The organism is Streptomyces sp. NPDC001135, from assembly GCF_053598395.1.
This window is the reverse complement of sequence record NZ_JBSFKD010000011.1, coordinates 1-23,153: the sequence shown is the minus strand read 5'-3', so window position 1 is coordinate 23,153 and position 23,153 is coordinate 1. Positions and strand designations below refer to the sequence as shown.

At 72.7% G+C, this 23,153-nt stretch carries 21 protein-coding genes and 2 pseudogenes; 8 read left to right on the top strand and 15 right to left on the bottom strand.

Annotation, left to right across the window (positions count from 1 at the left end; all coding sequences use genetic code 11):
- The 8 genes and pseudogenes from ACWC94_RS15740 to ACWC94_RS15705 form a co-directional block, all read right to left on the bottom strand.
- Positions 1 to 55: pseudogene (locus tag ACWC94_RS15740) on the bottom strand (asparagine synthase-related protein); the annotation flags it as partial.
- Between the two features lie 4 nt (positions 56 to 59).
- Positions 60 to 201 (bottom strand): annotated as a pseudogene (locus ACWC94_RS15735) (3-hydroxyacyl-CoA dehydrogenase NAD-binding domain-containing protein); the annotation flags it as partial.
- A gap of 35 nt (positions 202 to 236) precedes the next feature.
- Positions 237 to 1,406 (bottom strand): acyl-CoA dehydrogenase family protein, encoded by a 1,170-nt coding sequence (locus tag ACWC94_RS15730; protein WP_450797102.1) that lies wholly within the window; start codon positions 1,404 to 1,406, stop codon positions 237 to 239.
- 43 nt (positions 1,407 to 1,449) lie between these two features.
- Entirely contained in the window at positions 1,450 to 2,622 is a 1,173-nt protein-coding gene (locus tag ACWC94_RS15725) for an acyl-CoA dehydrogenase family protein (RefSeq protein WP_450797101.1), read from the bottom strand.
- A gap of 34 nt (positions 2,623 to 2,656) precedes the next feature.
- The gene (locus ACWC94_RS15720; RefSeq protein WP_450797100.1) at positions 2,657 to 4,711 is read right to left on the bottom strand and encodes an acetate--CoA ligase family protein; all 2,055 of its coding nucleotides are present in this window, start codon (positions 4,709 to 4,711) and stop codon (positions 2,657 to 2,659) included.
- A 1-nt stretch (position 4,712) separates the two neighbouring features.
- Positions 4,713 to 4,904 carry a ferredoxin gene (locus tag ACWC94_RS15715; protein ID WP_450797099.1) on the bottom strand — a complete coding sequence of 64 codons (192 nt, stop codon included), beginning with the start codon at positions 4,902 to 4,904 and terminating at the stop codon, positions 4,713 to 4,715.
- Positions 4,905 to 4,964: 60 nt separating this feature from the next.
- The gene (locus ACWC94_RS15710; RefSeq protein ID WP_450797098.1) at positions 4,965 to 6,221 is read right to left on the bottom strand and encodes an NADH-ubiquinone oxidoreductase-F iron-sulfur binding region domain-containing protein; all 1,257 of its coding nucleotides are present in this window, start codon (positions 6,219 to 6,221) and stop codon (positions 4,965 to 4,967) included.
- Positions 6,218 to 6,649: a hypothetical protein gene (locus ACWC94_RS15705; RefSeq protein WP_450797097.1), complete on the bottom strand. Its 432-nt coding sequence runs from the start codon at positions 6,647 to 6,649 to the stop codon at positions 6,218 to 6,220. The genes ACWC94_RS15710 and ACWC94_RS15705 overlap by 4 nt, the downstream gene beginning before the upstream one ends.
- A 471-nt stretch (positions 6,650 to 7,120) precedes the next feature.
- On the opposite strand from ACWC94_RS15705, the gene ACWC94_RS15700 reads away from it, so the two are divergent.
- From ACWC94_RS15700 to ACWC94_RS15670, 7 genes are all read left to right on the top strand, one after another.
- On the top strand, positions 7,121 to 8,296 hold the full coding sequence (locus tag ACWC94_RS15700) for an aromatic ring-hydroxylating oxygenase subunit alpha (protein WP_450797096.1): 1,176 nt from the start codon (positions 7,121 to 7,123) through the stop codon (positions 8,294 to 8,296).
- Between the two features lie 172 nt (positions 8,297 to 8,468).
- Positions 8,469 to 9,593: a polyamine ABC transporter substrate-binding protein gene (locus ACWC94_RS15695; RefSeq protein ID WP_450797095.1), complete on the top strand. Its 1,125-nt coding sequence runs from the start codon at positions 8,469 to 8,471 to the stop codon at positions 9,591 to 9,593.
- A gap of 1 nt (position 9,594) precedes the next feature.
- A complete protein-coding gene (locus ACWC94_RS15690; RefSeq protein ID WP_450797094.1) occupies positions 9,595 to 10,479 on the top strand; it encodes an ABC transporter permease in 885 nt (294 codons plus the stop codon).
- Positions 10,476 to 11,357 (top strand): ABC transporter permease, encoded by an 882-nt coding sequence (locus ACWC94_RS15685; RefSeq protein ID WP_450797093.1) that lies wholly within the window; start codon positions 10,476 to 10,478, stop codon positions 11,355 to 11,357. Before ACWC94_RS15690 ends, ACWC94_RS15685 begins: the two co-directional genes overlap by 4 nt.
- 3 nt (positions 11,358 to 11,360) lie before the next feature.
- Positions 11,361 to 12,431 (top strand): ABC transporter ATP-binding protein, encoded by a 1,071-nt coding sequence (locus tag ACWC94_RS15680; protein WP_450797092.1) that lies wholly within the window; start codon positions 11,361 to 11,363, stop codon positions 12,429 to 12,431.
- Between the two features lie 25 nt (positions 12,432 to 12,456).
- Positions 12,457 to 13,770: a flavin monoamine oxidase family protein gene (locus ACWC94_RS15675; RefSeq protein ID WP_450797091.1), complete on the top strand. Its 1,314-nt coding sequence runs from the start codon at positions 12,457 to 12,459 to the stop codon at positions 13,768 to 13,770.
- On the top strand, positions 13,763 to 15,196 hold the full coding sequence (locus ACWC94_RS15670) for an aminobutyraldehyde dehydrogenase (RefSeq protein WP_450797090.1): 1,434 nt from the start codon (positions 13,763 to 13,765) through the stop codon (positions 15,194 to 15,196). The genes ACWC94_RS15675 and ACWC94_RS15670 overlap by 8 nt, the downstream gene beginning before the upstream one ends.
- Here ACWC94_RS15670 and ACWC94_RS15665 read toward each other — a convergent pair.
- From ACWC94_RS15665 to ACWC94_RS15635, 7 genes are all read right to left on the bottom strand, one after another.
- Positions 15,186 to 15,608: an SRPBCC family protein gene (locus ACWC94_RS15665; protein ID WP_450797089.1), complete on the bottom strand. Its 423-nt coding sequence runs from the start codon at positions 15,606 to 15,608 to the stop codon at positions 15,186 to 15,188. The two genes, ACWC94_RS15670 and ACWC94_RS15665, sit on opposite strands and share 11 nt — an antisense overlap.
- Before the next feature lie 12 nt (positions 15,609 to 15,620).
- The gene (locus ACWC94_RS15660) at positions 15,621 to 16,073 is read right to left on the bottom strand and encodes a MarR family winged helix-turn-helix transcriptional regulator (RefSeq protein ID WP_450797088.1); all 453 of its coding nucleotides are present in this window, start codon (positions 16,071 to 16,073) and stop codon (positions 15,621 to 15,623) included.
- 83 nt (positions 16,074 to 16,156) lie between these two features.
- Entirely contained in the window at positions 16,157 to 17,398 is a 1,242-nt protein-coding gene (locus ACWC94_RS15655) for an FAD-dependent oxidoreductase (protein WP_450797087.1), read from the bottom strand.
- A 33-nt stretch (positions 17,399 to 17,431) separates the two neighbouring features.
- Positions 17,432 to 18,595, bottom strand: coding sequence for an XdhC family protein (locus ACWC94_RS15650; RefSeq protein WP_450797086.1), 1,164 nt, complete (start codon positions 18,593 to 18,595; stop codon positions 17,432 to 17,434).
- Positions 18,588 to 20,726 (bottom strand): xanthine dehydrogenase family protein molybdopterin-binding subunit, encoded by a 2,139-nt coding sequence (locus ACWC94_RS15645; protein WP_450797085.1) that lies wholly within the window; start codon positions 20,724 to 20,726, stop codon positions 18,588 to 18,590. The genes ACWC94_RS15650 and ACWC94_RS15645 overlap by 8 nt, the downstream gene beginning before the upstream one ends.
- The gene (locus ACWC94_RS15640; protein WP_450797084.1) at positions 20,723 to 21,715 is read right to left on the bottom strand and encodes an FAD binding domain-containing protein; all 993 of its coding nucleotides are present in this window, start codon (positions 21,713 to 21,715) and stop codon (positions 20,723 to 20,725) included. Before ACWC94_RS15640 ends, ACWC94_RS15645 begins: the two co-directional genes overlap by 4 nt.
- Complete coding sequence (locus ACWC94_RS15635) at positions 21,712 to 22,293, bottom strand: 2Fe-2S iron-sulfur cluster-binding protein (RefSeq protein ID WP_450797083.1); 582 nt, start codon at positions 22,291 to 22,293, stop codon at positions 21,712 to 21,714. The genes ACWC94_RS15640 and ACWC94_RS15635 overlap by 4 nt, the downstream gene beginning before the upstream one ends.
- 220 nt (positions 22,294 to 22,513) lie before the next feature.
- On the opposite strand from ACWC94_RS15635, the gene ACWC94_RS15630 reads away from it, so the two are divergent.
- On the top strand, positions 22,514 to 23,153 hold a 640-nt coding region (locus tag ACWC94_RS15630; protein WP_450797082.1), incomplete at its 3' end, for a TetR/AcrR family transcriptional regulator.

Sequence of the window (23,153 nt, the reverse complement as noted above, 5' to 3'; positions counted from 1 at the left end):
CCAGCTCGTGGTCCAGGAACGGCACACGGGCCTCCAGGCCCGAGTCCATGGTCATGTTGTCGACCCGTTTGACCGGATCATCCACCAGCATGCGTCGCGTTCCACGACCGTGACCGGCAGGCCGGCCCGCGCACAGACCTCGGCGATGCCTGCACCCATCAGGCCGCAGCCGACGACTCCGACGCGTTCGATGCCGCTCATGCGAGGTCCCCTTCGGTCCGTGTCAGCCGTTGTCATCAGGCGGTGGGCAGGTCCAGGACGCCCGAGCCGCGCTTGATCAGCTCGTTGGCGATGATCAGCCGCTGGATCTCGGAGGTGCCCTCCCAGATCCGGTCCACGCGCAGTTCCCGGTAGAGCCGCTCGACGGCGTACGTACGGTCGTAGCCGCGGCCCCCGTGGATCTGCAGGCACCGGTCGATCACGCGCCCCGAGGCCTCGCTCGCGGCGAGCTTGGCGATGGCGGCCTTGGCGTGCAGCGTCTTGCGGTCAGTGTCCGGCTGATCCGCCTCCCAGGCGACCTGGTGGGTGTACGCGCGGTTGACCGCGATGTCCACGGCGCAGTCGGCCAGCATGCCCTGGATCAGCTGGAACGAGGCGATCGGCGCCCCGAACTGCTCCCGCTCCACCGCCCAGTCACGGGACAGTTCCAGGGCGCGCTCGGCGGCGCCGGTGGTGCGCGCCGCGATCATCAGCCGTTCCTCGGTGAACCACGAGCGGGTGATGTCGTAGCCCTCGCCGATGCCGCCGAGCACGGCGTCCTCGCCGACCTGGACGTCGGTGAAGGTGAACTCGGGGTGCTCGTAGACGAAGGTGTGCATGAAGCGCGGCACGCGGGTCATCTCGATGCCGGGGGTGTCCTTGTCGACGAGGAACAGCGTCGGTGCGCGCTCGGGTCCTGCGGCGGCCAGGACGATCATGAAGTCGGCGTGGTCGCCGACGGTCACGAACCACTTCTCGCCGTTGAGTACCCAGCCCCGGTCGTTCTTCGTCGCCGTGGTGGCCAGGTTCTGCGGGTCCGAGCCGGCGCCGGGTTCGGTGACGGCGTAGCAGTCGCGGCGCTCGCCCCTGATCACCGGGACGAGGAAGCGCTCGCGCTGCTCGGGGGTGCAGAACCGGAGGGCGTTGGCGGGCCGCCACACCATGTCCCACAGGGCGCCGGTGAGCCGTCCCAGTTCCTCCTGCACGGTGACCTGCTCGGCGACGGTGAGTCCGGCGCCGCCCCATTCGGCCGGCATGTTGACCGCCTGGAGGCCGGAGTCGAGGACCGCGTCGCGGATCTCGGCGTGGGCGTCGGCGGGCAGGCCGTTGTTCTCCTCGCACGGGATCTCGTAGGCGGCGATGACGTCGGTGAGGGCGCGGGCGTCGGCCTTGAGCTGTGCCTGGCGCGGGGTGAGACGGAAGTCCATGGAGGTCCTCGCTTCGCGGTGAAGGGGCTGTGCGGTGAAGGGGTCAGTGCGTGGGCAGGGCCAGGGCGCGGGTGCCGCGCTTGATCAGCTCGTTGGCGATGATCAGCCGCTGGATCTCGGAGGTGCCCTCCCAGATCCGGTCCACGCGCAGCTCGCGGTACATGCGCTCGACGGGGTAGGTGCGGTCGTAGCCACGGCCGCCGAAGATCTGCAGACAGCGGTCGGCGACCCGGCCGGCGGCCTCGCTGGCGGCGAGCTTGGCGGTGGAGGCCTTGGCGTGCAGCGTCTTGCGGTCGGTGTCCGGCTGATCCGCCTCCCAGGCGACCTGGTGGGTGTAGGCGCGGTTGACCGCGATGTCCACGGCGCAGTCCGCGAGCATGCCCTGGATCAGCTGGAACGAGGCGATCGGCGCCCCGAACTGCTCGCGCTCCACCGCCCAGTCACGGGCCAGTTGCAGGGCACGCTCGGCGGCGCCGACGGTGCGCGCGGCGATCATCAGGCGTTCGTCCGTGAACCATTCCTTGGTCAGCTCGTAGCCGTTGCCGACGCCGCCGAGCACGTCCTCGTCGGCCACGAAGACGCCGGTGAAGGTGAACTCGGGGTGCCCGTTGACCGCGGAGTGCATGAAGTGCGGCAGCCGGGTCATCGCGACTCCGGGGGCGGCCTTGTCCACGAAGAAGAGGGTGGGCAGCCGGTCCGGGCCGGCATCGGCCTGCACCAGCAGGAAGTCTGCGATGTCGCCGCAGGTGACGAACCACTTCTCGCCGTTCAGCAGCCAGCCGCCGTCGGTGCGGGTGGCCGTGGAGGTGCCGGAGGAGGGGTCCGAGCCGGCGCCCGGCTCGGTGACGGCGAACGCGTCGAACCTCTCCCCGCGGATCACGGGCAGCAGGTACTTCTCCCGCTGCCGTTCATCGCCGTGGGCGAGCACGTTGGCGGGCCGCCAGGGAATGTCCCACAGGCAGTTGGTGACCTTGCCGAACTCCTCCTCCACGATGACCTGGTCGAGGAGGCTGAGACCGGCGCCGCCCCACTCGGCGGGCATGTTGATGGCGTAGACGCCGGCGTCCATGGCGGCCCGGGTCAGTTCGGTGACGAGTTCCTGCGGCAGGGGGCCGCCGGCCTGCTCGGACTGGTCCTCGCAGCGCATCAGCAGGCGTGCGTAGGCGGCGGCGCGGCGCTTGAGGTCGGCCTGTTCGGGGGTGTAGCGCATGTCCATGAGGCCTTCTTCGGTCGGGTCACGGCGGGGGTGGTCAGGCGAGTACGGCGCGGGAGTCGAGGGCGAGGACCCCGTGCGGGCTGACGAGCAGCGGGTTGACCTCGATCTCGGCGATCTCCGGGTGGGCGGCGGCGAACGCGGTGATCGTCTCGATGGCCGCCGCGGCCGCGGCGACGTCGACGGGGGGTCTGCCGCGCACCCCGTCGAGCAGGGCGGCGGTGCGCAGCCCGCGCAGCAGCCGCAGGGCGCGGTCGGCGGTCACGGGCGCCAGGGTGAAGGCGACGTCGTGGAGGGCTTCGGCCAGCACTCCGCCCAGGCCCACCATGGCGACGGGGCCGAAACGGAGGTCACGGTTGACGCCGACGATCAGCTCGATGCCGTCGCTCAGGTCCGCCATGGCCTCCACGGAGTAGGAGGGGGCGCCGAGGCGGGCGTGCATCTCCCGGAAGGCGGCCAGGAGTTCGCCGGGGCCGGCCAGGCCGAGTGCCACGCCGCCGGCGTCGGACTTGTGCAGCAGGTGGAGGGCCTTGAGGACGTACGGTCCGGTGAACTCCTCGGTGGCGGCCAGCAGTTCGTTCTCGTCGTGGACCTCCCGGGCGGCGGGGAAGGGGAGTCCGGCCGCTCCGAGGGCGCCGCGGGTCTGCAGGTAGCCGCTCTCGCGCAGGGGGGCGGCGGGGCGGGGAAGGGGGGGCACGCCGGTGGGCGCGGCGTGGGGTGCCGTGGCGGCGAGGGCGCGGGCGGCGTCCTCGGTGGCGGAGAAGACCGGGATGCCGGCGGCGGCAAGGGTGCGGCAGCTGGGCGAGGCGGGGTACATGGACTGCACCACGAGCGGTTTGGCGGTGGCGCGGTGGAGGTCGGCGATGCGGCGCGCGGCGGCCTGTTCACCGTCCGCGAGGACCGTGCCGCCTCCGCCGAGCCCGCCGTCGGCGGCCGCGTACCCGCCGAAGTAGCCCGTCATGAGAACGGCGTCGGCCTCCTCGGCCGCCAGCAGCGCGGCGACGGTCTCGGCGTAGGAACCCGGGTCCTGCTCGCCCATCCCGGCGAGGTCCACCGGATTGGCGACGGCCGACTGCTCCCACAGGACCGTCCGCAGCCGGTCCCGTGTCGGCGGGTGCAGTTCGGGGACGGTCAGGCCGGCCGACTCGACGGCGTCGGCGGCGATGACGCCGTGGCCGCCGCCGTCGGTGAGGACGGCGACCCGGCGGCCGGCCGCGCGTCGTGCGCCGTGCGACGCGGCGAGGACGACGGTGAGTTCACGCGGGGTGGCGACCAGTTCCACACCGGCGTCCCGGCAGGCCGCGCTCACCACCTCGGCGGAGGTGGTCAGCGCCCCGGTGTGGGACTGGGCGCTGCGGGCGGAGGCGTCGCCGCGTCCGGCGGTGAGCAGGACCACGGGTTTGCCCGCCACGGCGGCCGCCTCGGCGAAGGCGCGTCCGTCGGCGAAGTCCTCCGCGTAGACCGCGATGGCGTGGGTGCCCTCGTGCCGGGCGCAGTCGGTGAGCAGGTCGACCAGGGTGACGTCGGCCTGGTTGCCCAGCGAGACGAAGCGGGAGAAGCCGAGACCGTGCGGGCGGAAGCGGAGCTGGAGTTCCAGGGCGAGGTTGCCGCTCTGGCTGAGCAGTGTGACACCGCCGGGGGTGAAGGTGTCGGAGGCCAGGAAGAGATCCGTGGTGTTGTCGGCCAGCCCCAGGCAGTTCGGTCCGACCATCACGGCACCCGCGGCGCGAACGCGTGCGGCGACGGCGTGCTGGCGGGTCCGTCCCGCGTCGCCGGTCTCCGCGAAGCCGGCGGTGATGGCGACGATGGCCCGGGCGCCGCAGGCGAGGGCCTCGTCGACGGCGTCCTCGAAGCCGGCGGCGGGTACGGAGACCACCGCCAGGTCGACGGGTTCGCCGATCGCGCTGAGGCTGGGGGCGGCGGTGCGTCCGAGGACCGTGCCGCCGCGCCGGTTGACCAGGTGGAGGGGGCGGCGGCCGTTCGCGCGCAGGGCTTGTGCGGCGATGGCGTGGCCGTACTTGGCGGGGTCGTCGCTGGCTCCGACGACGGCGACGGAGACGGGGTCGAAGAGTGCCGACAGGTCACGTCCCATGTCACTTCACCAGTCGCAGCGCGGAGTTGGGGCAGGCTGCCACGGCGGCTTCGGCGGCGCCCGCGCCCTCGGCCGGCACGTCGCTCAGGAGCACCCGCGCATACCCCCACTCGTCGAGGTCGATCAGCTCGGGCGCGGGTTCCTGGCAGAGGCCGTAGCCCTGGCAGCGGGTGGAATCCAGCAGGAGTTTCACGGTGGGGTCCTTTCGGGAGCGCGGGCTTCGGGGCGTGACGGGGGGGCGGGAGTTGAAGGGTCAGGGCACGGTCACCGTGAACCGGCGGCCGTCGTCGGCCACCACGTGGGTGCACGCCGGGCAGCCGGAGCCGTGCCGGGCGCCGATGCGGTCGGGGAAGTGGGTGAGGAGGGTGGCGACGATGCGGGCGGCCGCGTCGAGGAGCCCGCAGGCCCCGCGGCCGGGCAGCTGCCGCGACCAGCGGTGCAGCTTCTCGGCCGGGTCCTCGCCCGCCTCGCCGCGTGCGACGGCCGTGAGGGTGCCGGCCAGCGCTCCGGTTCCGGAGACGCACACACCGCACTGCCGGGCGCTCTGTGCCGCGAGGTAGGCGGTGGCCTCGGCGGCGGTGGCCACCGGGCAGTCCTGTGGGTGCAGGAAGTGCAGCGCCCCGCAGCCGAGCGCCGCGCCGGCGGCCTTCAGCCGGTCGTGGTCGAGCGGCAGGTCCGTCCAGCCGGGGCCGTACAGCCCGCCGAAGAGGCCGCCGAGGAGGACCGCCTCGGCCGTGCCGTGCCCGCAGAGGTCGGCGAGGGCCTTCAGACGGGTGCCGGCGGGTGCCTCGACGAGTGCGGCGTCGGTGCCGCCCGGTCCCGAGAGCGTGACCAGATGGGCGGCGGCGACGGCCGCGGCGGCGTCGGGGCACGCGTGCATCAGCGCGATCCGTGCCAGTGTCTCCACGTTGGCGACGAGCGTGGGGGCGCCGCCGACCCCTGCCTCGAAGGGGCGCGGGGGCTTCGCCGTGGGCAGCGCCGGACCGCCGCCGATGCGCCGTACGACCGCGGACTCCTCTCCCGCCACGTAGGCGGGGTGCGTCCGTACGACGTCGACGCGCGGGGAGGCGGGGCGCTCGGCGAGGGCGTTACGGACGGCCTGCTCGGCGAGGGGGTCCGAGAGGTAGACGCAGCCGTGTCCGGCACCGGTCAGGGCCGCGGCCAGCCGCAGGCCGTCCAGGACCAGGTGCGGTCGGTGGCGCAGCAGCCACCGGTCCTTGACGGACCCGGGCTCGCCCTCCTCGCCGTTGGCGACGACGACGGGCCGGCCGGGTGCGTCACGGACGGCGCGCAGCTTCACGGCGGCGGGGAAGCCGGCACCGCCGCGGCCCCGCAGTCCGAGGCCGTCGATCCGGTCGAGCAGCCGGTCCCGCGAGGTCAGCGGCGTGTACCCGCCTGTGGCGAGGTAGCGGGCAAGGTCCTCGACCTCCCGGTGCGGCTCGGCGCCGAACACCGGTGAGACGAGCAGGCCGGGCTGTCCTTCGGGGAGGAGGGAGTGGACGCCGGTCATACGGTGCTCCTGGGCTCGGTGTGGCCGCGGTGGGTGGGACGGCCGCGGGCGCTCAGGCGGGCCAGTGCCTCTTCCAGGTCCCGCCGCTGCGCGGCCGTTCGGGCGTAGGCGGTGCCGGGCAGGCCGATCAGCATGCGGTGGTGGTCGAGGACGACCTCGCCGGCCACCAGCGCCGGCCGGGGGTCGGCCGCGGCGGGTCCCGCCGCGGCCTCGACGACCAGGTCGGTGACTTCGCGGAGGTAGCGCAGCCAGCTGCCCTGGGTGCCGCGCAGCACCAGCCGCTGGACGCGGTGGCGCTCGGCGGCGACCAGTGCCGGGGGCGGCGGGTGGCCGTCGGCGGGGGCGCGGAGTGCGGCCACCGCGGCGGGCAGTTCCTGTTCGGGCTCCGGCGTGAGGCCGAGCCATACCAGACTTCGGCGAGCGCTCATGCGTGCCTCCTGGGTCGCACCGTGTCCGGACGGCCCGGAACGGGGTGGCGCGGCGAGGGCGGAGTGGGGAGGGAGGTGCTCCGGCGCCCGGTGAGAGGGGTGGGGAAGCGGGTGCGGGGTGCAGGCGGCGGGGCCGTGCACGGGTGGACAGCGGGTGTCCGGATCGGTGCGAGGTGACTGGCCGGAGCCGTGCACCGCCCGGACCGGGGTGTCCGGAATCGGACGCCTGGGGCGCGGATCGGGATGCGCGGGTGGGTCCGGGAACGCGCTGCGGGTCCGGGCCCTTCGCCTGCCACGACACTAACTAACTAATTAGTCAGCCCACAAGTCTTGACTTGGCATCGCCCCGGACGCACTCTGACTAACCAATTAGTCAGCCGGATCCCGGCAGGTCGGAAGGCCTGGACCTGCCCATTTCCCCGGCGTAGCCTCACCGCCCATCGCCGCCGCCGCGGCGCGGAGGAGGATCCCATGCACCCCACGCCCACCCGGCCGGCCGCCGGCACCGCCGACGCGCCGGGGTCGCCCCCCGAGCATCCCGGGGAGGCGCTGCCGGCCCGCTACTACACGGATCCGGCCATCGCCGAGGCCGAGACCGAGCACATCTTCGCCCGGTCCTGGCAGCTCGTCTGCCACGAGTCCGACCTCCCCGGCGCCGGCGCCCGGCTGACCGCCACCGCCGCCGGCCGGGAGGTCCTGGTGGTCCGGACCGAGGACGGCGGCCTCGCCGCCCACCTCAACGTCTGCCGGCACCGCGGCACCCGCCTGGTCACCGCACCCGAGCCCGCCGGCAAGGCGATCCGCTGCCCGTACCACGGCTGGACCTACAAGCTGGACGGACGCCTCGTCGGCGCCCCCGAGGCACGGCGGATCCCCTGCCTGGACAAGCCCCGGCTCGGCCTGCACCCGGTGAACGTGGAGTCGTTCCTGGGCTTCGTCTTCGTCAACCTCGACATGGAGGCGACGCCACTCGCCGAATCCTGCAAGGGCCTCGCCGAGGCCGTGGGCCGCTACGCCGGGGCGGACCTCGTCCCCGTCGGCAAGCACCGCATCCACGACCTGTCCGGCGGCGAGCAGCAGAACGCCAACTGGAAGGTGATCGTCGACAACTACCTGGAGGGGTACCACGTCCCCGTGGCCCACCCCGCGCTCATGCGGCTGCTCGACTACCAGGCGTACACGGTGGACGTGCAGGAGCACTACGTCCTGTTCGAGTCACCGCTGCGCGACAAGCCCTCCTCGAACTGGACCGAGCGGCTCTACCAGCGGCTGGCGGCCCCGATGCCGGGACTGGCCGAGGCCGACCGGCGGGTGTGGCGGTACGCCGTGATCTACCCGAACACGCTCATCGACTTCTACCCTGACCACGTGCTCGCGTGGACCGCCCTGCCCACCGCCCAGGACCGGGCGGCGATCCCCGGCGCCTTCTACACCAAGCACGGGGAGAGCGTCCGCACCCGGCTGGCCCGGCGGCTGAACATCCACATCGGCTGGGTCACCAACGACGAGGACGCCGAGCTGGTGGAGCGGGTACAGGCAGGGCTGACCACGCCCGGTTTCGAACCGGGGCCGCTGTCGCAGCGCGAGGCCGCCGTGGGCTGGTTCGCCCGCCGGGTCCGGGACGACCTGGAGGGCCGCACGCCGTGACGTGCTCCCGCGCGCCCTCCACCGTACGTCTCCGGACGGGCTTATCCCTCCCCCGCTGACACACGCTCGCACCCTCCCCAGACCGGTCTTCCCTACGGAGTCAGGGCCTCCGTGAGCCGACCAGCCGGTCCAGCCCTGGAGTTGTGCCGTTCCTCGACGGAGAGGACGTTCCGTGTCCCCCGAGGTACCCCCACCCACCCGACGCGCCGTGCTGCGGGCCGGCGCCTGCGGACTGCTGGGCGCCGCGGCCGGCGGCTGCGGGTTCATGCCCGCCAGGATGCCCGACGCCAAGCAGCTCGCCCCGGTCCCGGCGCGCGTCGACGGCGATCTCGTCTACTTCAACTGGGCCGACTATGTCGACCCGGCCGTGTTCAAGGGCTTCGAGAAGGAGTACGGCGTCAGGGTCGTCCAGTCGAACTTCGACTCGATGGAGGGCATGGTCGCCAAGCTCAACGCCGGCAACCGCTACGACGTCATCTTCCCCTCCGCCAAGTGGGCGCAGCGCCTGGCCCACGCGGGCCGGCTGCGCCGGATAGACCACTCCCAGCTCCCCCACGCGCACGCGATATTCGGCACGTACACCTACTTCGCCGATCCCTGGTACGACCCGGGCTCCCGGCACACCGTCCCGTTCACCGCGTACAAGACCGGCATCGGCTGGCGCCGCGACCGGATCGGCGAACTCGCCGGTTCCTGGCGGGACCTGTGGAGCGACAAGGCCCGCGGCAAGGTCTTCCTGCTGGACGACCGCGACGAGGTGCTCGGCATGGGCGCCCTGGAACTCGGCCTGAACGTCAGCACCGGCGACCCCGGTGACCTCGACCGCATCACCTCCCTGCTGAGCGCCCTTCGCCCGCGGCTGCGCGGCTTCTCCAGCGACAGCTACAACAACCTGCTCAACGGCAACGCGGTCATCACCCAGGCGTGGAGCGGCGACATGGCCGCCATGCTCAACCAGGCCAAGGACCCCTCGGTGTTCGGCTTCGCGGCCCCCAAGGAGGGCACGCCGATCAACTCCGACTGCTACGCGATCCCCTGGAACGCCCCGCACCCGGGCACCGCGATGCTGTTCATCGACTACATGCTGCGGCCGGAGAACGTGAAGAGGAACATCGAGTACATCGGCTATCCGATGCCGGTGGCCGGCTCCGAGAAGACCTACGCCGAGCTGGTCAAGCCCTTCCCCGAGTGCCTCGTCACCGAGGACGAGCTGAAGGGGGACCTGTTCTTCCGCAACGGCAGCCGCACGGCGGAGGACGCCCGCGACACCGCCTGGACCCATGTGAAGGCGGGCTGACATGGCACTCCTCCCCCGCCGCCGGGGCACCGACGCCACCGGCACCCGCATGTGGACCTGGCTCATGCTGCCCGGCACCCTGTGGATGACCGGGTTCCTGATCGCCTCGCTGGTCCTCGTCGCCGTCCTCGCGGTCGGCACCACCGACGACCTCGGCAACCCGCGTTTCGGCTTCGACCTGTCCGGCGTGCGCGCCCTCGCCGACCCCGCCTACACCGAGGTCCTGGCCCGCTCGCTCGGCTACGCCCTGCTGACCTGTGTGATCTGCCTGCTGATCGCCTACCCGGTGGCGTACACCATCGCCCTGCACGGCGGACGGTACAAACACGCGCTGATCGCGGCCATCGTCGTCCCGTTCTTCGCCAACTACCTGGTCCGCATGTACGGGTGGTCGGTGGTCCTCTCCGACGACGGACCGGTGCTGCGCGCCCTGCGCGCCGTCGGACTGGCCGACGGCAGCACGAAGATCCTCAACACGGGTGCGGGTGTGGTCGCCGGGCTCGTCTACGGCTTCGTCGTCTTCATGATCATCCCCTTGTACGCGGCCCTGGAACGCCTGGACGTCTCCCTCGTCGAGGCCGGCCGCGACCTGTACGGCGGCCCCGTCCGCACCTTCTTCTTCGTCACCCTGCCCGCCACCCGGCAGGGCGCGGCGGCCGGGCTCGTCCTGGTCTTCCTGCCCGCCATGGGCGACTTCGTCAGCGCGCAGCTCATGGGAGGACCGGACCAGATCATGATCGGCAACCTCATCCAGGACAAGTTCTTCCAGGGCCAGAACTGGCCACTGGGCTCCGCGCTCACCATGCTGCTGATGCTGGTGCTGCTGGTCGGGATGTTCGGCTATCTGCGGCGCACCCGCAAGGACGAGGCGGAGGCCCGCCGATGACCCTGCTGCGCCTGCCCTCCTCCACCGCTCCCGCGCGCCCGGCGGCCCGGACCCGCACCCGTCGCGGGCGCGCCGACCGCAGACCGCGGATCCTGATCGCCGTCACCGGGCTGTTCTTCGCCCTGCTCTACCTGCCCATCGCCGTGGTGGCCCTGTTCTCCTTCAACTCCAAGAAGTCGCTGACCGTGTTCGGCGGGTTCAGCCTGCGCTGGTACCGCGCCTTCGTCCACGACGACGTACTGATCTCGTCCCTGGGGACCAGTCTGCGCATCTCCCTGGTGGCGATGGCCGGTTCGGTCGTCCTCGGCGTGGCGCTCGCGCTCGGTCTGGTGCGCTGCCGCACCCGGCTCGGTTCGCTGGCGGGCCTGATCATGCTGGTGCCGCTGATCACGCCGGAGATCGTCACGGGCGTGGCCTCGATGCTGCTGTTCAAGGGCCTGGGCGTGGCCCTGTCGACCGGCACGGTGATGCTCTCGGAGATCACCTTCTCCATCTCCTACGTCACCGTCATCCTGCGCTCCCGGGTCGCGGCGCTGAACCCGGAGGTGGAGGAGGCCGCGATGGACCTGGGCGCCACCCGCTGGCAGGCGGTCCGCCTGGTGACCCTGCCGGCCCTGCTGCCCGCCGTGCTCGCCTCGGCCGTGCTGATCTTCGCACTCGTCTTCGACGACTTCGTCCTCGCCTACTTCACCACCGGTGTCGACCCCCAGCCACTGTCGGTGCGGATCTACTCCGCGATCCGCTTCGGGCTGCAGCCCACCATCAACGCAGTCGGCACGCTGATGCTCGCGGGATCCATCTGCCTGATCGCGCTGGCCCTGTTCCTCCCGCGCCTCTTCGGCCGCCGCGGCGGCCTCGACATCCTCTCCGGAGAGTGATCCATGGACGCGACCCCCGCCGTCCGGCTCGACGGCGTCTCCAAGCAGTTCGGGGACTCCTACGCCGTCCACCGTCTCGACCTCGACATCGAGGCCGGCCACTTCTTCTCCCTGCTGGGCCCCTCCGGCTGCGGCAAGACCACCTCACTGCGCATGATCGGCGGGTTCAGCGACCCGACCGAGGGTGCGGTGCTGCTCGCCGGTGAGGACGTGACGGCGCTGCCGCCGAACAAGCGCAACGTCAACACCGTCTTTCAGAGCTACGCGCTGTTCGACCATCTGAGCGTCGCCGACAACGTCGGCTTCGGCCTCAAGCGCACGGGCGTCGCCAAGGCCGAGCTCCGCCAGCGGGTCGGCGAGATGCTGGAGCTGGTCCAGCTCTCCGGCCTCGCCGACCGCAAGCCCCGTACCCTCTCCGGCGGCCAGCGCCAGCGCGTCGCCCTCGCCCGAGCGCTCGTCAACCGTCCGGCCGTACTGCTCCTGGACGAGCCGCTGGCCGCCCTGGACCTGAAGCTGCGCCGGCAGATGCAGGTCGAACTCAAGCAGATCCAGCGCGAGGTCGGCATCACGTTCGTCTTCGTCACCCACGACCAGGACGAGGCGCTGACCATGTCCGACCGGATCGCCGTGATGAACGAGGGCCGCGTCGAGCAGTGCGGCACCCCCGAGGACGTCTACGAGCATCCGGCCAGCCGGTTCGTGGCGTCCTTCATGGGCACCTCGAACCTGATGGGCGGCACCTACCGGGGCGGTGAGGTCGCCCTGGACGGCGGTCCCGCCCTGCCGGTCGGCGCACGGCCCGGCATCGCGGACGGCACCGCCGTCAGCGTCTCCGTACGCCCCGAGAAGATCTGGCTGTCGGACTTCGAACCGGGCATGTCGATGCTGAGCGGAGTGATCCGCGAGACCGTCTACAGCGGCCCGACCACCACGTACCTGATCGAGCTCGCCCCCGGCGTCACGCTGTCCGTGCTGGAGCAGAACACGGCCCGCGCCCGCATGGAGGACCGCTGGAGCGGTGGCGAGACGGTGGAGTTCGGCTGGCGGCCCGAACACTGCCTGGTCCTGGCCTGACACCCCGTACAGGAGAGCGAAACCGATGCATCACGACGTGATCGTGCTCGGGGCGGGGCTCGCCGGCCTCGCCGCCGCCCGGGACCTCGCCGCCGCGGGCACCGACGTACTCGTCCTGGAGGCGCGGGACCGCGTCGGCGGCCGGGTCGAGCAGACCCGCACCCCCGACGGCCGCACCGTGCAGCTGGGCGGCGAAGTGGTCGGCCACGCCCACACCGCCTATCTGCGGCTGGCCGGGGAGCTCGGCCTGGAACTCGTGCCCAGCTACGTCGCCGAACCCGGCCGCATGACCCGTGCCACCCCCGAGGGTCTCTCGGCGGGCGACCCGCCGCACTGGTTCGGCCCCGGCGACATGGCCCAGCACCAGCAGCTGAGCAAGGAGTTCGGCGAACTCGCCGCCACGGTCGACCCCGAGGACCCCTGGTCGCATCCCGCGGCGGACGCCCTGGACCGGCTGTCCGTGGCCGGCTGGCTGCGCTCCCGCCACGCCGCACCGGCCGTGGTACGGCTGTGGGACATCGGCCAACTGGCCCTGGCGGGCGGATCGTACGAGCGGATCTCGCTGCTGGCCGCGCTGCGCAAGAGCGCGGCGGTCCCGGGCACCGGCGACTACGACTACGACGCCTGGGAGGGGCTGCGGCTCGCGGCGGGCTCCGCCACCCTCGCCGAGGTCATGGGACACGAGCTGGGCCCGCGCATCCGCCTCGGCTCGCCCGTCGCCACGCTGGACGTCCGCCCCGGACACTGCGCCGTGCGGCTGGTCACGGGTGAGGTCCTCACCGCGGCGGCCGTGGTGAGCGCCCTGCCGGTGGGACCGCTGCGGTCGGTCGCCGTCACCGGTGTGAGCGACGCCCGCCTGGCCTCGCTGCACCGGCAGCGGCAGGCGACGGCCGCCAAGTTCGCCGCCGTGTACGACCGTCCCTTCTGGCGCGCCGACGGCCTGAACGGCCTGTCCGAGACGGAAGGGGTCCTGGGCAGCACCTGGCCGCAGCACGAGGGCGTGCTGTCGGCGCTGATCCCGCCCGAGCGCTACGGCGTGCTGCTGGGCACCCCGCCCCATCTGCGCACGCCGGAGCTGCTCGCCGAGATGGCCGCGCTGTTCGGCGACGAGGCACTGCGGCCGGCCGCCTGTCATCTGCGGCTGTGGGGCACCGACCCGTGGACCCAGGGCTATGTCACCCAGTGGCCGCCGGGCGAGGTGACGGCGGTCGGCCCGCTGCACGGCACGCATGAACCGCCGTTCTACGTCTGCGGCTCCGACCAGTGGGTCGCCGGATACATGGAAGGCGCGGTCCGCACCGGCCGCGCCGCCGCCGAGGAGGCACTGCGCCGTGGCTGACACCGACCGCCTCACCACGCTGCTGAACCACATCGGCGGCCAGGACGTCCCGGCCGCCTCCGGGGCCACCCTGCGACTGATCGACCCCGCGAGCGGACTCCAGCACGGGCTGGCCCCGCTCTCCGGGGGCGAGGACGTGGACGCGGCCTGCCGGGCGGCTCAACGGGCCTTCGACGGCTGGTCGGCCACGACGCCCGCACAGCGGCAGACGGCCCTGCTGCGTATCGCCGACTCCCTGGAGCGGCAGGCCGACGCGGTGGCGGACGCCGAGGTGACCGACACGGGCAAGCCCCGGGTGCTGTTCCTCATGGACGAACTGCCCGCGGTCGTGGACGTGCTGCGGTACTTCGCCGGGGCCGCCCGGAATCTGCCGGGCGCCGCGGCAGCCGAGTACACGCCGGGCCGCACCTCCGTGCTGCGCCGCGAGCCGGTCGGAGTCTGCGCCCAGATCACCCCGTGGAACTATCCGCTGATGATGGCCGTGTGGAAGATCGCTCCGGCTCTCGCCGCCGGGAACACGGTCGTGCTCAAACCGTCCGACACCACGCCGTCCTCAGCCGTGCTCCTGGCCCGGCTGGCCGCCGAGCACCTGCCGGCCGGTGTGCTCAACGTCGTGTGCGGCGACCGTGACACCGGGCGCTCGCTGGTGTCCCATCCGTTCGTCCGGCTGGTGGCCGTCACGGGCAGTGTGCGCGCCGGGCAGGAGATCGCCACCGCCGCGGCGGCCGATCTCAAGCGGCTGCACCTGGAACTCGGCGGCAACGCACCGGTGCTGATCCACAAGGACGCCGATCTCGAGGACGCGGTCGCGCAGTTGTCCTCGCTGGCCTTCTACAACGCGGGACAGGACTGCACGGCGGCCACCAGGATCCTCGTCGACGGCCGGATCCACGACACCTTTCTGGCCGCCTTCGCCGAACAAGCCGCAGGGCGCCGACCCGGAGGCCCCGACGACGAACGCGCCGACTTCGGGCCTCTCACCAGCCCGGCTCAACTCACCTCCGTCACAGGTCTGTTGGCCCGCCTACCGCGCCACGCCGAGGTGGTCGCCGGCGGCAGACCCCTGGACCGCCCCGGCTGCTTCCACGCCGCGACGGTGGTCGCCGGGGTCCGGCAGGAGGACGAGATCGTGCAGAGCGAGGTGTTCGGGCCGGTCGTCACCGTCCAGCCCTTCACCGACGAGACCGAGGCGTTCCGGCTGGCGAACGGGGTTCCCCAGGGGCTGGCCGCGAGTGTCTGGACCCGCGACCACGACCGGGCCATGCGCGCGAGCCGGGCGCTGCGCACCGGCATCGTCTGGGTCAACACCCACGGCACGACGGTCTCGGAGATGCCGCACGGGGGCGTGGGCCACTCGGGTTACGGCAGCGATCTCTCCCTCGCCGGACTGCTGGACTACACGCAGGTCAAGCACGTCATGCTGTGACGCCTGCCGCGCCGCCCTCCAGGACCTTCTTGAGGGCGGCGAGTTCGGTGTCGACCAGGTCGGTCTGCTGCGTGAACTCGGAGTCGGTGAGCGACGGCGGCCGATGGAAGGTGATCATGAACTCGGCGCCCTCGCCGTTGGGGACCACGCGGGCCGGTACCTGCCAGGAGGCGGTGTCGTCGACGTAGTCGTGGTCGAGGATGCCGTACTCGGCGTTGGCACGCAGGCGCAGCCTGGCCGGGCCCAGCGGGGTGGACATGCGCCACCAGCCGGGGTCGTCGGTGGGCTCGATGGACCGGACGTTGACCACGGCCCACCGGGGCCAGTTCGCGGGGTCCGCGAGGAAGGCGAAGACCTGCTCGCACGGGCGGTCGACGCCGATGGTCTTGGTGACGGATGCGCTGATGCTCACGGTGTGCTTCTCTCAGGGTTCGTCGGATGGTGCCGCGGGGTGGGCCTCTCCCACCAAGCGCCGGATCCATTCCTCCAGCTGCCGGCGCCGGCCGGCCTCCAGCGAGCCGAAGAAGTGGGCGTCGTTGCGGTCGGCCAGTTCCGCCAGTACCGGCACGAGGGCCCGGCCCTGGCCGGTCAGTACGAGCCGGACCGTGCGCCGGGAGGCGGGGTCGGGCTCGCGGCGGACGAGGCCCTTGACGGCGAGGCGGTCCACCAGGCGGGAGACGGCTCCCGGATCGATGTCCATGTGCACGGCCACGGCCTTGGTGGTGTCGTGGCCGTGGAACACGCTGACCATCACGCCCCACTGGGAGACGGTGACGTCATGCCGGCCGAGTTCGGCCTCGAACCGGCTGTGGACCTCGTCGGACAGGCGACGGAGCCAGTAGCCGAGGTGGTCGTGGAGTCCGCTCGTCGTCTTCACACCGAACAGCATCGTTGTCGCGACAACTCTTGTCAAGTCAATGATGTGCGGGACCCCTTTTGTGGAGGCATCCTGCGGCTGCACTACCGGACGGCCGCGGCGGGTGGGCGTTCCCGGAGTGCGCCGTAGGCGACGAAGTACGCGGGCAGCCGTCGGATCCACCGCGACTCGGCGAGCAGACGCGCGACGCGCCGGGCCCGGTCCGCGCTCCCGAGGGGCGGCCGGCCCTGCAGGACGGGTGCGATGAAGCGGGCGTGGGCCGTCCGCTGGAGGGCCTGGGTGGCGACCGTGGTGGGCCGGCGGCGGCGCTGCACCCGGTGCACGTCGCGCAGGCCCACGATGCCGCGGCGCAGCGGCTCGGTGAGGAAGCGGGCGGCGGCCACGGCGTCCTGCACCGCGAGGTTGATGCCGATGCCGAAGACCGGGGACATCGCGTGCGCGGCGTCGCCGATGCACAGCAGGCCGGGGCGGTGCCAGCGGCGCAGCCGGTCCAGGCGCACGTCGAGGAGCTTGACCTCGTCCCACGAGCGCACGGCGTGCACGCGGTCGGCCATCCAGGGAGCGGCGGCGGCGAACTCGGCCAGGAAGCGGTCGAGGCCGGCGGCGCGGCGCCGGGCGTCCGTTCCCTTGGGGATGAGCCCGGCGCACTGCCAGTAGTCGCCGCGGTCGATCATCGCCGTCAGGAAGCGGTCACCGGCGGCGCCGACGAGTCCCTGCGGGTCGCCCTCCTTGCGCGGCAGCCGGAACCACCAGGCGTCCATCGGGCAGGCGAAGCCGTGCAGTCCCAGTTCCGGCCGGGCACGGGCCAGTGACCCCCGGCCGTCGCAGGCGACGGTGAGGACGGCGCGCAACTCCCCGGTGCGGCCGTCGGAGGTGCGGTAGCGCACCCCGGTCACCCGCCCGGATTCGATCAGGAAGTCGGTCGCCTCGGTGTTCATGCGCAGCCGGAAGGGCGGCTCGCGCCGGGCCTCGTCCGCGAGCAGGTCCAGCAGGTCCCACTGGGGCACCATCGCCACATAGTTGTAGGGACCCCGCAGCACCGTGAGGTCCGCGACCGTGACCGGCGAGCGGCCGGCTCCGATCGGCAGCTGGACGGTGCGTACGCGGCGCTGCGGCAGCCGGGCGAAGCGCTCGGCCAGGCCCAGGTCGTCCAGCAGCGCCAGCGTGGACGGGTGGACGGTGTCGCCGCGAAAGTCGCGCAGGAAGTCGCCGTGCTTCTCCAGGACCGTCACCTCGACGCCGGCCCGGGCCAGCAACAGGGCGAGCACCATGCCCGCGGGGCCGCCGCCCACCACACAGCAGGTGGTGTGTTCCCTGTGTTCCATGGCGGTTCTGCCCTTCGGGAGAGCAGTAATTCATCAGGTGCTGAATATTATACTCCCGCGATGGATCGGCGTCCCGGAACCGGTGAGGGGAACGCCCGTGCCGCCCCGCCGGGCTGCGACGATCTCCGCCACGATCGACAGGGCGGTCTCCTCCGGAGTCCGGGCGCCCAGGTCGAGGCCGATCGGTGAGCGCAGCCGGGCCAGTTCCCGTTCGCTCACGCCTTCCGCCCGCAGCCGCCGGTTGCGGTCCTCGTGCGTGCGGCGTGAGCCCATCGCGCCGACGAACGCCGCCGGCCTGCGCAGGGCCTCCTTCAGCAGGGGGACGTCGAACTTCGCGTCGTGGGTGAGCACGCACAGGACCGTACGGGCGTCGGTGCCGGTGCGCCGCAGGTAGCGGTGCGGCCAGTCGACCACCACCTCGTCGGCGTCGGGGAAGCGGGCCCGCGTGGCGAAGACGGGACGGGCGTCGCACACGGTCACGTGGTAGCCGAGGAACTTTCCCGCCCGTGCCAGCGCCGCCGCGAAGTCGATCGCACCGAAGACGATCATGCGGGGCGGCGGCACGTTCGACTCGACCAGCAGGGTGAGGCCGCCGGGGCAGGGGAAGCCTCCCCCCGACTCCGTCCGCGGGGACCCCCGTCCCGCTCCGCTCGCCGGGACGTCCACCGTGCCGGTACGGCCCGCCTCCAGCAGGGCCCGGGCCTCGGCCGCCACCGTCCGGTCCAGGTCCGGATGGCCGCCGAGGCCGCCCTCGTGGCTGCCGTCGGGGCCGACCAGCAGGGCCCGGCCGAGGAGTTCGGCCGGGCCCCGGGCGACCCGGGCGAGGGCCGTCGGCTCGTTCCGCGCGGCGGCCGACAGGGCCGACGCCAGGACCGTCCCGGTCTGCCCGGCCACGGGCGTGACCAGTACCTCGATCGTCCCGCCGCAGGTCAGCCCCACGGCGAAGGCGTCCTCGTCGCTGTAGCCGAACCGCTGGAGCACGCTTTCACCGGTCTTCAGCGACTCGAGGCACAGGTCGTACACCGCGCCCTCGACACAGCCGCCGGAGACCGAGCCGATGACGGTGCCCTGGCGGTCGACGGCGAGGGCGGCGCCGGGACCGCGGGGCGCACTGCCGCCGACGGCCACCACCGTGGCCACGGCGAACTCCCGGCCCTCCTCGCTCCAGCGGTGCAGTTCCTCGGCGAGGTCAAGCATCCGGCGCCTCCGCGGCGGCCGACAGGATGCGGTCGGGGCGGATGGGCAGACTGCGGTGGCGTACACCGGTCGCGTGCCAGACGGCGTTGGCGACGGCGGCCGCGGCGCCGACGACGCCGATCTCGCCGATGCCCTTGATCCCGACCGGGTCGTTCGGGTCGGCGTCGTCGATCCAGTCGGCTTCCACGGCGGGTACGTCGGCGTGCGTCGCCACGTGGTAGCCCGCGAGGTCGGCGCCGACGACCCCGCCCGAGGCGCGGTCCCGTACGGCCTCCTCGTGCAGGGCCATGGAGATGCCCCAGATCATGCCGCCCCGGAGCTGGTTGCGTGCGGTGAGCGGGTTGACGATCCGGCCCGCGGCGAAGACGCCGAGCATCCGCCGCACCCGCACCTCGCCGGTGGCGGGGTCCACGGCGACCTCGGCGAACTGCGCGCCGAAGGAGTGCCGTTCGGCGGGGGCGAGGGCACCGATGGCGGCGGCGGTGTCGGACCGTACCGTGATGCCCTCCGCGGGGATGTCGGCACCGAGGGCCAGCCGTTCGCGCAGTTCGCCGGCCGCGGCCGTGACGGCCCAGGACCAGGAGCGGGTGCCCATCGAGCCGCCCGCGATCATCGCCGGGCCGAAGTCGCTGTCACCGATGCGCACCAGGACGCGCTCCGGCGGCACCTGGAGTGCGTCCGCGGCGACCAGGGTGAGTGCCGTACGGGCCCCGGTGCCGATGTCGGCCGCGGAGATCCGGACGGTGAACGTGCCGTCCGGGAGCGCGGTCGCCGTCGCGGTGGACGGTGCGGCGCCCGAGGGGAAGGAGGCCGCCGCCGTACCGGTACCGAGCAGCCAGCGACCGTCCCGGCGCAGCCCGGGGCGCGGGTCCCGGTCCGCCCAGCCGAATCTGCGGGCGCCCTCCCGGAAGCAGGCGGCCAGATTACGGCCGGCGAAGGGGAGGCCGGAGACCGGACCCTTGTCGGGTTCGTTGCGCAGACGCAGCTCGATCGGGTCGATCCCGCACTGCTCGGCGAGTTCGTCGAGCGCCGCCTCCAGCGCGAAGGAGCCGGGCGCCTCACCCGGGGCACGCATCCACGTCGGGGTCGGCACGTCGAGCCGTACGACGCGGTTGGCGGTGTGGTGGGCGTCGGCGTCGTACATCACCCGGGCCACCCCGGCGCTCGGCTCGACGAACTCGTGCACGGTGGAGGTGACGCTGACCGAGCGGTGCTCCAGTGCGCGCAGCCGTCCGTCGGCGTCGGCGCCGAGCCGGACGCGCTGGGTGGTGGGGCTGCGGTATCCGGTCAGCGAGAACATCTGGCGGCGGGTCAGGACCACGCGCACGGGCCGCTGAAGAACGGTCGCGGCCATCACGGCGGCCACCTGGTGGGCGCGGGGGCCCTTGCTGCCGAAGCCGCCGCCGACGTGTTCGGAGCGTACGCGCACCGAGGCAGGGTCGAGCGAGAAGAGGTTCGCGAGTTCGCCGACGACCCAGGTGGCGCCCTGGTTGGAGTCGATCACCTCGAGCCGGCCGCCGTCCCAGCGGGCGGTCGCCGCGTGCGGCTCCATCGGGTTGTGGTGCTCTTCGGGCGTGGTGTACTCGGCGTCCAGGACGACGGCCGAGGCGGCCAGTTCGGCGTCGAGGTCGCCCTTCTCCGTCACGGCGGGCATGTGGCCGTCCACCGGGTGGGCGTCGGGGTGCTCGCCGGTGAAGTCGGTGTCGTGGGGCTCCTGTTCGTAGTGCACCACGAGGGCTTCGGCGGCCTCCCTGGCCTCCTCGGACGTCTCGGCGACGACCAGGGCCACCGGCCAGCCGAGGTGGGGCACGCGGTCGTGCTGGAAGACCGCGCAGGTCGGGTCCGGACGCGTGCCCAGCAGGCCGGTGTAGTCGGTGTTGACGCGTGGGGCGTTGCGGTGGTCCAGGACGGCGAGAACACCCGGCATGGCGAGGACGGGGTCGGTGTCGAGGGCGCGGATACGGCCGCGGGCGACCGTGGACAGCACCAGCCAGCCGTGGGCGAGGTCGGCGAAGGGCACCTCGCCCGCGTAGCGCGCTGCTCCGGTGACCTTGTCCCTGCCCTCGACGCGGGTGTGGGCGGTGCCGACGGAGGGTGTGCGGGTGCGTGTTCCGGTGGTTGCGGTGGTCATCGGGCGGACTCCTCGGCGAGTTCGGACAGGACGGCCACCACGAGGTTGCGCATGAGGTCCACCTTGTATCCGTTGTGCGGCAGCGGCCGGGCCGCCGCCAGCTCGGCGTCCGCCGCGGCGGCGTACGTCGCGGCGTCGGCCGTCGCACCGGTCAGCACCCGTTCGGCGGCGACGGCCCGCCATGGACGCGAGGCGACGGCGCCGAAGGCCAGGCGGGCGTCGCGGACGACGCCGTCCCGGACGTCGAGCGCGGCGGCGACCGAGCCGATGGCGAACGCGTACGAGGCACGCTCGCGCACCTTGCGGTAGCGGGAGGTGGCGGCGACCGGGGCGGGCGGCAGCGAGATGCCGGTGATCAGCGCGCCCTGCGGCAGGGCGGTCTCGCGGTGCGGGGTGTCACCGACGGGCAGGTAGAACGCGTCGAGCGGCGACTCCCCCGGCCCCTCGGCCGTTTCGAAGTGGACGACGGCGTCGAACGCGCTCAGGGCCACGGCCATGTCCGAGGGGTGTACGGCCACGCAGTGGCCGGACGCGCCCAGGATCGCGTGGTTGTGGTGCTCACCCTCGACCGCGGGGCAACCGCTGCCGGGGACACGCTTGTTGCAGGGCTTGGTGACGTCGGTGAAGTAGCCGCAGCGGGTGCGCTGCAGCAGGTTCCCGCCGACCGTGGCCATGTTGCGCAGCTGCCCGGACGCGCCGGCCAGGACCGCCTGCGCCAGCGCCGGGTAGCGGCGCCGGACCTCGGGGTGGGCGGCCAGGTCGCCGTTGGTGACGGTGGCACCGATACGCAGACCGCCCTGCGGGGTCGACTCGACGCTGTCGAGCGGGAGTTCGCGGATGTCGACGAGCCGGGCGGGCCGCTCGACACCGGTCTTCATGAGGTCGACGAGGTTGGTGCCGCCGCCGAGGAATCGGGTGTGCGGATCGGCGCCGAGCAACGCGACGGCACCGGCCACGTCGGACGCCCGCTGATAGGCGAACTCCTTCATGCCGCCACCTCTTCCGCACCCGCCATGGGGGTCGTGCGCCCCTTGGCCGCCGCTTCCTCGGCGGCCCGGGCCACCGCCTCGACGATGGAGACGTACGCGCCGCAACGGCACAGGTTGCCGCTCATCCGCTCCCGGATCTCGTCGGCCGTCAGGGGTGGTGGCCCCGCTTCGGGCCGGACGTCGTCGGTGACGGCGCTCGGCCAGCCCGCCGCGTGTTCCTCGATCACCCCGATCGCCGAACAGATCTGTCCAGGCGTGCAGTAACCGCACTGGAAGCCGTCCAGGTCGAGGAAGGCCTGCTGGACGGGGTGCAACCGGTCGCCGTCGGCCACGCCTTCGATGGTGGTGATCTCACGGCCCTCGGCTGCCACGGCCAGTTGCAGGCAGGCGACGGCCCGGCGACCGTCCAGCAGGACCGTACAGGCGCCACATTGCCCCTGGTCACAGCCCTTTTTGGTGCCGGTCAGATCGAGGCGCTCACGCAGTGCGTCGAGCAGGGTGGTGCGGTGGTCGACGGGCAGTGTGTACTTCTCGCCGTTGATCCTCAGAGTGATGACACTGGACGTCGATGAGGCCATGAGCTGCTTCTTTCGCGTTTCCAGGGAGGCCGGGAGGGGTTCGGCCGGCGCGGGTGGGCGGGGTGCGGGGACGGAACCCCGGGCGGCCTGCGACTGCCGTGGGACGGCGTCCGCGGCTATGGTGGGGACAACCGGACAACTGTCCGCTATCTGGAAACGTAACGGACAGCTGTCCGCTTAGCAAGGGCGAGGTTCGGCCACGACCCTCGAGGAGGAACGAGTGCCGCAGCACAAGGAATCACCCCGGCGCTCGGACGCACAGCGCAACCGCGAGCGCATCCTGGACGTGGCGGTCACGGAACTGTCGCGCTGCGCGGACGCCCCGCTCAGCGCCATCGCCAAGAAGGCCGGTGTCGGACAGGGCACCTTCTACCGGAACTTCCCCAACCGGGAATCACTCGTCCTCGAGATCTACCGCCACGAGATGCAGCAGGTCGCCGACGCCGCGGCCCATCTCCTCCGCACCCGGGCACCCGAACAGGCCCTGCGTGCCTGGATGGACCGGCTCTCCGAGTTCGCCATGACCAAGGCCGGACTGGCCGAGGCGATCCGGCAGGCCACCAGCGCACCGGGCGGCCCCGGGAAGCCGCCCCCCACGCCGGTGACGGCCGCCGCGGAACTCCTGCTGCGCGCCAACGACGAAGCCGGCACGATCCGGCCGGGAGTCACCGCGGACGACTTCCTCCTCGCCATCGCGGGCCTGTGGCAGCTGGACCCGCACGACGACTGGCGGACACGCGCCACCCGGCTCCTCGACCTGGTCATGGATCCGCGAGCAGTTCACCGCCGCCGCGTGGCGGGCCGCCCGCGCCGGCTTCGACCTGCTGGAACTGCACTGCGCCCACGGTTATCTGCTCTCC

Bases quoted from the DNA above. Each gene is read 5' to 3' on its own strand.
- ACWC94_RS15730 (WP_450797102.1), bottom strand. From the start codon at position 1,406: ATGGACTTCCGTCTCACCCCGCGCCAGGCACAGCTCAAGGCCGACGCC.
- ACWC94_RS15690 (WP_450797094.1), top strand. From the start codon at position 9,595: ATGGCACTCCTCCCCCGCCGCCGGGGCACCGACGCCACCGGCACCCGC.
- ACWC94_RS15655 (WP_450797087.1), bottom strand. From the start codon at position 17,398: ATGGAACACAGGGAACACACCACCTGCTGTGTGGTGGGCGGCGGCCCC.
- ACWC94_RS15645 (WP_450797085.1), bottom strand. From the start codon at position 20,726: ATGACCACCGCAACCACCGGAACACGCACCCGCACACCCTCCGTCGGC.
- ACWC94_RS15640 (WP_450797084.1), bottom strand. From the start codon at position 21,715: ATGAAGGAGTTCGCCTATCAGCGGGCGTCCGACGTGGCCGGTGCCGTC.
- ACWC94_RS15710 (WP_450797098.1), bottom strand. From the start codon at position 6,221: ATGACCGGCGTCCACTCCCTCCTCCCCGAAGGACAGCCCGGCCTGCTC.
- ACWC94_RS15650 (WP_450797086.1), bottom strand. From the start codon at position 18,595: ATGCTTGACCTCGCCGAGGAACTGCACCGCTGGAGCGAGGAGGGCCGG.
- ACWC94_RS15675 (WP_450797091.1), top strand. From the start codon at position 12,457: ATGCATCACGACGTGATCGTGCTCGGGGCGGGGCTCGCCGGCCTCGCC.
- ACWC94_RS15635 (WP_450797083.1), bottom strand. From the start codon at position 22,293: ATGGCCTCATCGACGTCCAGTGTCATCACTCTGAGGATCAACGGCGAG.
- ACWC94_RS15720 (WP_450797100.1), bottom strand. From the start codon at position 4,711: ATGGGACGTGACCTGTCGGCACTCTTCGACCCCGTCTCCGTCGCCGTC.
- ACWC94_RS15680 (WP_450797092.1), top strand. From the start codon at position 11,361: ATGGACGCGACCCCCGCCGTCCGGCTCGACGGCGTCTCCAAGCAGTTC.
- ACWC94_RS15705 (WP_450797097.1), bottom strand. From the start codon at position 6,649: ATGAGCGCTCGCCGAAGTCTGGTATGGCTCGGCCTCACGCCGGAGCCC.
- ACWC94_RS15685 (WP_450797093.1), top strand. From the start codon at position 10,476: ATGACCCTGCTGCGCCTGCCCTCCTCCACCGCTCCCGCGCGCCCGGCG.
- ACWC94_RS15700 (WP_450797096.1), top strand. From the start codon at position 7,121: ATGCACCCCACGCCCACCCGGCCGGCCGCCGGCACCGCCGACGCGCCG.
- ACWC94_RS15725 (WP_450797101.1), bottom strand. From the start codon at position 2,622: ATGGACATGCGCTACACCCCCGAACAGGCCGACCTCAAGCGCCGCGCC.